The organism is Microcystis sp. M53602_WE12, from assembly GCF_030065455.1.
GTDB lineage: Bacteria > Cyanobacteriota > Cyanobacteriia > Cyanobacteriales > Microcystaceae > Microcystis > Microcystis aeruginosa.
Map to the genome: position 1 here is coordinate 1 of NZ_JASJFB010000417.1, position 6,608 is coordinate 6,608.

The 6,608-nt window shown below is 39.6% G+C and carries 6 protein-coding genes; 2 read left to right on the plus strand and 4 right to left on the minus strand.

All coding sequences use genetic code 11. From position 1 onward, the window contains the following. Window positions 1-477: 477 nt before the first annotated feature. The 3 genes from PX482_RS14070 to PX482_RS14080 are packed head-to-tail and all read right to left on the minus strand — an operon-like array spanning window position 478 to window position 4,516. Window positions 478-900, minus strand: a complete 423-nt coding sequence (locus tag PX482_RS14070; RefSeq protein ID WP_002757383.1) for a type II toxin-antitoxin system VapC family toxin — start codon at window positions 898-900, stop codon at window positions 478-480. Continuing rightward, complete coding sequence (locus PX482_RS14075) at window positions 900-2,564, minus strand: restriction endonuclease subunit S (protein WP_288095100.1); 1,665 nt, start codon at window positions 2,562-2,564, stop codon at window positions 900-902. The genes PX482_RS14070 and PX482_RS14075 overlap by 1 nt, the downstream gene beginning before the upstream one ends. Beyond that, the gene (locus PX482_RS14080) at window positions 2,534-4,516 is read right to left on the minus strand and encodes a type I restriction-modification system subunit M (RefSeq protein ID WP_288095102.1); all 1,983 of its coding nucleotides are present in this window, start codon (window positions 4,514-4,516) and stop codon (window positions 2,534-2,536) included. Before PX482_RS14080 ends, PX482_RS14075 begins: the two co-directional genes overlap by 31 nt. Before the next feature lie 899 nt (window positions 4,517-5,415). Between PX482_RS14080 and PX482_RS14085 the strand changes: the two genes are divergently transcribed. Both PX482_RS14085 and PX482_RS14090 read left to right on the plus strand, forming a co-directional pair. Then, on the plus strand, window positions 5,416-5,835 hold the full coding sequence (locus tag PX482_RS14085) for a XisH family protein (protein WP_002757391.1): 420 nt from the start codon (window positions 5,416-5,418) through the stop codon (window positions 5,833-5,835). Continuing rightward, window positions 5,820-6,122 (plus strand): element excision factor XisI family protein, encoded by a 303-nt coding sequence (locus tag PX482_RS14090; protein ID WP_002757393.1) that lies wholly within the window; start codon window positions 5,820-5,822, stop codon window positions 6,120-6,122. Before PX482_RS14085 ends, PX482_RS14090 begins: the two co-directional genes overlap by 16 nt. Before the next feature lie 150 nt (window positions 6,123-6,272). Here PX482_RS14090 and PX482_RS14095 read toward each other — a convergent pair whose 3' ends face one another. Beyond that, a complete protein-coding gene (locus tag PX482_RS14095; protein ID WP_288122573.1) occupies window positions 6,273-6,512 on the minus strand; it encodes a DUF5615 family PIN-like protein in 240 nt (79 codons plus the stop codon). Between the last annotated feature and the right edge of the window lie 96 nt (window positions 6,513-6,608).

Sequence of the window (6,608 nt, forward strand, 5' to 3'; positions counted from 1 at the left end):
TCAGGTGGTCAATTACCTAATTTTCAGGGAAAAAATCCCTAAATTTTCCCCCCAATCACTCCAATGGTAGGCACTTTTTCAGGGAAAAAAAGTCTAAAAGCCTTATCCAACAAGGTTTTTAGATTTATTCAGCAAACCCTACCTAAGCCTGCTCACGGGTTTCAGCTTCATGGCGCAATTTGCTTGACTGCTCCTAACTATCGATAATATCAGGTCGGGAGCCAATAAACCCAACGCTTTCCCAATAAGCAACTAGCTCCAGCCCTGTTTTAGGAGGATTTTGTAGATAACTCATTCTCTAGCTCTGAAGGTAGATCTAGGCTGATGTTCACGGTATTTCTTTAACGTTCAATGACCTGTCTTTGATTATATCCGATATATTCAGTTAAACGAAGGCTGCATCTCATTTTTCTAAATCTACTAAGTTGGGATTTTTAAGGCGAAACTCTCTGCTAAAATCGGGCGTTACTTCCGAACTCATACCCGACAATTCCGCATCAGAGCGGTGAATCCTGCTTGGGCAAAATGTTTGTCATAAGCGAGTGCTTCTCTGATTCCATTTTCTTCCATTATTTTGAAAGATACGCAATCTGTATGACTCCATGCTTTGTCTTTACGCTGTTGATATAGTCTTAATCCTTGTTCAAATTGCTCACTGGTTTGGGGAACAATACGAACATTGGGGTTAGAACGCAAATTTTGAGTTAGCTCTATGGCTAAGTCACGGAAATACTCACCACGTTTAGAAAAGTCGTTTAAGACTTCGATAAGGACGGCTTCACTGGTGACAATATAGACGGGATGCAATGTTTTTGATAGCTGAACAGCTTTTTTATGCAAATTATCACTGGGGTTAAGAAGGGCAACCCAATAACCTGTATCGGCGAAAACGACTCTCACTAACTATCCTGTTGCTGTTGATAATGGTCAAAGTTTTGGGCTAAGTCTTTTGGTAGTTTTGCCCATTCTTCATTGGGGATTTTGGCAGAAAGTCGGGCGGCTAATTCCCAGATTGGTTCTGCATTATAGTCAAATTTAATATTTGCGAAAGAGAAGCTTTCGATAGGTGTTTGATTATTCATAGGTGTATTTGATTTAGAAGAAATCAGTTTTTCTAATTTAGAGATCGCTTCTTGTTCACTGCGCCAAGCTTGATCGCGTAGTTGGTTAGCTTTGAGAACTAGATCGCCAATTTCATTTCTAATCTTTGGTTCAGGTAATGGAATATGGACAGAAGCAAGCATTTCTCGATCTATATGAACAATAACTGAACCATAAGATTGTCGTGTTATTAGGCAATAACCATAATCTGAGGCTAACCAAGCATAAAGATAACCTGCATTAATATCATCAGATGCTAGAATCCGAGTTGCATCTTCACTAGCTGTCCATGCTGCCATGTATTTAGGAATAATCTGTACTTTCCCAATCGTGCCAGAACGAGTAACAGCGATCATGTTTTCTTCTAGTTGAATTTCAGGTAAATCTTTGGTATGTGCGCCCTTGGCAAGTCGTTTAACATCGATTGGATCGACTTGAAAAAGTTGTTTACTACTAAGCATAGGAATACCACCTTTGTCAACATAAGTGCGTTCTCTAAACTTTGTAATTGCTCTAACTTCTTTAGTAATTCGCTGATCGCCAATTTTAGTAATTTCAACAGGTAACTGAGCTAGTTGTTTTTCAGCAGCGATCGCTTCGGGATTGTGAAAACTTGCTTCTAATCGTCCCATGAGTTGAGAAGCTTTGATCGTAGTCGTAAAAGATGCACTACCACGCGGAGTAATATCTTTGAGATAGGGTAGGTTTAAACGTTCATGGAGAAGGCGATCGGCTTCATCTAACAAATGATTTGCTTCATCACGCAGTTCTCCCGCTTTACACATCAAGCGACCAATTTCAATCCGGCGAATCGGCGGCAAATCGGGAATTAAAACTCGTTCTAAATGCTCTGGTTCAATGTGAACAATAACTGAGCCATAGGTAGCCTGAGTAAGCTGAGGACGACCATATCGACTAGGAAGAAAAGCTGCTATAAAACCTGCTAGATCAGGATCAGTTGCCCGAAGTCGAATAGCGTCTTGTGAAAGAGCTTTCCCTGCTAGTGTTTCACACGCCAAACTAACATTACCAACAGTTCCTGAACAAGAAATTAAAATATCCCACTTTTGAATTAAGAGTTTAGATAGATTTTGTGTATATTTACGACTCAAATAATTTTCTATTCTTGGACGCAAACTAATAATGTCAGAACTGGAAAGAAAAGGAATGCCATGTTCAGCATCTACATAAATTCGCTTGAAGCGAAAAGCATTATGAGCTTCCTGACAAAGACCTTCCTTGCCATAAAGTGGGATGAGAGGTAAACCACTATTTGTCAAAGCTGTAACTGCATTATGAGCCTCAATGCTAAAAGCAGAAGCCTCTAGACGCACACCAGCAGCCAGGACTTCACTGAGTTTGATCGTCGTCGATAGTTTCTCCGACTCATCATCAGGTATCTCTGGCGTGTAATCAGATTTAAAAGCGTAAGTTACCATCCTAGTACCACCTTTTTCTTCCACTCAATAAACTCATTAGCTACCAAATCCGTATCATCATCCTCAACCTTTTGACGAGGTAGCGGTCTAGCCACACCTTCACCCGTTGCCGTTCGCTCGATCAAAGGGATTGACTCTGGATTAGTTGGAACCAGTATCTCTTCCCCTTCCTCATTACGTCTGTAGGTGATGTTACCCCGTTTGTCATGTCCGATCGCCTTCACCTGTGCCATAAAGATTTCATAATCAGACATTGTTCCTTGAGCGATTTCCTTTTCAGTCTTTTTCTGAAGAATCAAAACCGAAGTTTGCGTCCCATTGTGAGGCTGAAAAGTATCAGGATGTAGGTCAATCGAAGCAACAATTCGGCAATGCTTAATTAACCAATACCGCACATAAATCAATCCAGGAGCGCCCAAAATTGCATCAGGTAAAACGATTCCCATCCGTCCCCCTGGTTTCAAAAGTTGCCAGCATCGTTCAATAAACAAGATCTCAGGTGATGCAGAACCCTGAAGTTGTTCTGTTGGCTCCCAACCAGACTCAGTTTCTTTCCAAACATAGGCAAGCTGATATTGCTTTAAGGTTTCTTCATCCTTAATTGGTAACTTTGAACCAAAGGGGGGATTGGTTGCAATTACATCAAAATGACCCAGATCTTTCTCACTGCGTAAAGTTTTGGGATCGATAGCTAAAGCCGTGGCAAATTGCTTCCGAAAACTATCTTCCCATTGATGAGGATGTAACAGAGAATCTTGTCTAAGAATATTTCCAGAGCCGTCATTGTTCATCACCATATTCATCTTGGTCGCTTTGACTAAATCTGGATTAATATCAATCCCAAAGAAATTAATTTTAGCTGTTTCTTGAATTTTAGAATTGAGTGCATTTTGCATCCAAGGATCTGACTGCTCAGTTACTCCTGCTTGTAGTTCTAACTTTTTGATTACCTCATTCATTGCAATTACCAAAAAGCCACCTGTGCCACAGGATTGATCGAGAATCTTATCAGTGACTTTCGGCTCCAGCATACGAATAGTCATTTTTTGCACATTTCGAGGTGTGAAAAATTCACCACGATCGCCCCTTAAATTTGCGCCAACCAGTTCTTCATAGGCTTTCCCTTTAACATCAATATTTGTACTCAGAAAGCTATAGCGTTGAAGCTCACCGATAATATAAGCTAAAGAACGAGGTTGAAGTTTAATTTCATCATTAGCATCAAAAATAGCAGGGTATTGCTTTTTAACTGCGCTAAAAATCTTGCTAATGCGATTAAAAACAGTTAACCGACCATCATTACTCTTTTTCTCTTTCGCTGTTGCATAAAATTCTAAAGGATTAGGAAAATTACGCTCATCATGAATCTTGCAAAAAATAACCTTTAAAAGCTCAAAAAAAGCAGGTTGTTTTTGTAGCCCATCCGTTACATAAATATGATCGTGGCAAATCTTAAAAGAAAACAGTAAATTATCACCAACTGCATTCTTTAGTGACTCACGAGTTGGGCGATCAACTTCCTCAACATTACCATTCTTAGAAGGAATATCATTAGGCTCTTCATACTCAATGCCTTCCTCTGTCCTAATTCGACGCAAGACGGTCTTTTTCCTACCATTTGTCCACATCCCCCACTCAGAGTTATCACAAGTCGCCATGTATGACCGAAGCTGCTCAACTCCGTCTTTACTGGCTGAGGGTGGTACTGAGTCTTTTTTGCACTCAATAATGATCCAAATATTTTCCTGATTGTGTTGATCCCCCTCACGGAAAATAGCCAGATCCACTCGAACAGTCTTACTACCCTGCTTAATTGGATACTCAACCTCGATCTGTTCTGGCAAATAGCCCAATTCCAGCACCAATCGACGCTCGATGTTCTGGCGAACATATTCTTCGGGCGTATCATTACGGGTTTTCTGGTCTATGAAATCACAGACCTTGCCATCTGGAAGTGTTGGCAAAAGCTTGGACATTGCCCTCCCCCCACAAAGAAAATTTACCTTCCTTAATGTTTTACCGGTAATTGATCTGCTTTGACCAACTGCTTATTTTAAATTTACAGGCTGGAAGAACTGATAGCGGGTCAACCGTTGGCCGTCAACCTAGCCTATTGAAGATAGGTTGCGTCAACCCAGACCGAGTCGATGGGCGATTGCACTGAACCGTTATCATCAACCTTGAATGATATTATTAGTCTAACTCTCGGTTTGGTACAGTGATTGGTTAGACAGATGGACTTTAAATGAAGTTTATGGAGATTTCGGCTCTCTTGGATTTGGTGGGTAAAATGTATTCTGAGATATATTCGCCTTAGTGAGGGAATGGAAGGAACCACAAAGACACAGAGGACACAAAGATTGATCGATCCTATGTAAGTTAAACTTATCACACAAAACCTAGAAGAACCCCGAAAGTTTCCGCATATCACCCCGTTTTGTGGATTCCTGACAATCAGCCGAAATAACATCAGCTTTCCCCAAGGATGCAACACCAATTGTTCAATCTGACTGCACTTCGTAACAAAAATTTACAACTCGATCATAAGCGATCGCACTCCCGTCCGTCGCTGTGCCTAGACGTTTTTAGATTATTATCATTTACTTGAATCAATGATCATGGTGCGTTCCCCAAAATTGATCGCTGCAGCGGTAGGACTTGCATGAGGGAACGCACCCTACCAGATCTGCACTGAGTTCTGTTGTTGCCTTGTTAGGATTAGGAGGATTAGGGTTAGTCTCTAGCCTGACCAAGCGAAAATAGAAATAGTAGGGTGGCCATTGCCCACCTTACCGCTTTTTCAGTCATAATAAATCCGAATTAGGGCGAACTGTAGTAAAATAGTAAACGAACCTCTTAAGCAGGGTTTATAAGGATGTCCAGACGAGACGATCTACATTTATCATTACGTCATACTTTAGAAAAAGAAGGTTGGAAAATCACTGATGATCCTTTAATTATAACCTTAGAAAAAACCTTGCTTAAAGCTGATTTAGGAGCAGAAAAGTTTTTTGCTGCGGAAAAAGAAGATCGTAAAATTGCTGTAGAAATCAAAGACTTTGATACGCCTTCAGTTATCAGTGAATTAGAAAAAACAAGAGGACAACTTCAATTATACCAATGGGCTTTAGATTCACAAGAACCTGAAAGAAAACTTTTTTTGGGCATTAGTGAAGCGGTTTATTTAAAACACTTCAAAAAAGCTATTTTCCAACTGGTTATTAAACGTAATAGAATCAATTTAATTATTTATAATCCTCAAAAGGAGATAATTGTCGAATGGATAACACAGTAAATTATGCCGATATTCTGACTCAAGTTATCAGAAAAGAATCGGCGATGCAACCTCGATTACAAAACCTTAAAATTACCCCAGTTTGTGATCCAGAATCAGGCAACTTTTTAATAATTATGACTGGTTGGGAAAAAGAAGCATGGATTAATACAATTTTATTTCACGCTCGTTTATTGAAAAATAAAATTGTCATTGAAGATGATAATCTTGAAGAAGGATTAACAACCAATTTAATTCAAGCTGGGATTCCCCCAGAAGATATTATTACTGGACTTTCCCTAGAGTAAGGCAGGCATTACCCACCTTAGCGATATCGCAATGAATGTTAGGAAAAATTATCTAAATGCTTCAATTCTATCTAAATAGACATTAACTAATTTATGTTCAATGACCAAAGCTTCAATCTGTGGCCAAATACGAGCTAAAAACTGATGAAATTAGCGTTTTCGTATATTGCCAAAACGGAGATGTACTACTTTGGGTGGGGAAAAATCTAGCATTAGTCTATCAGAAAAGTCCGCATCTTTCGTAACAATAACCAGTTTTTTATCCTTTGCATATTGCCAAATTTCCGTATCACTTGGACTTCTACCTAAAACCGAAACATCAATGATTGGTAAAGATGGAGTGAAGAGGATTTTAGCTGGTAAATTTTCATCGAAGAAAAAACCATTCATGCAATTTTTCTGACTTCATAGTGATTCGCCATCAATCTTGCTGCAAATTGCATACAGGCATAAATATCTTCGCGATTCAGAGAAGGATATTCTTCA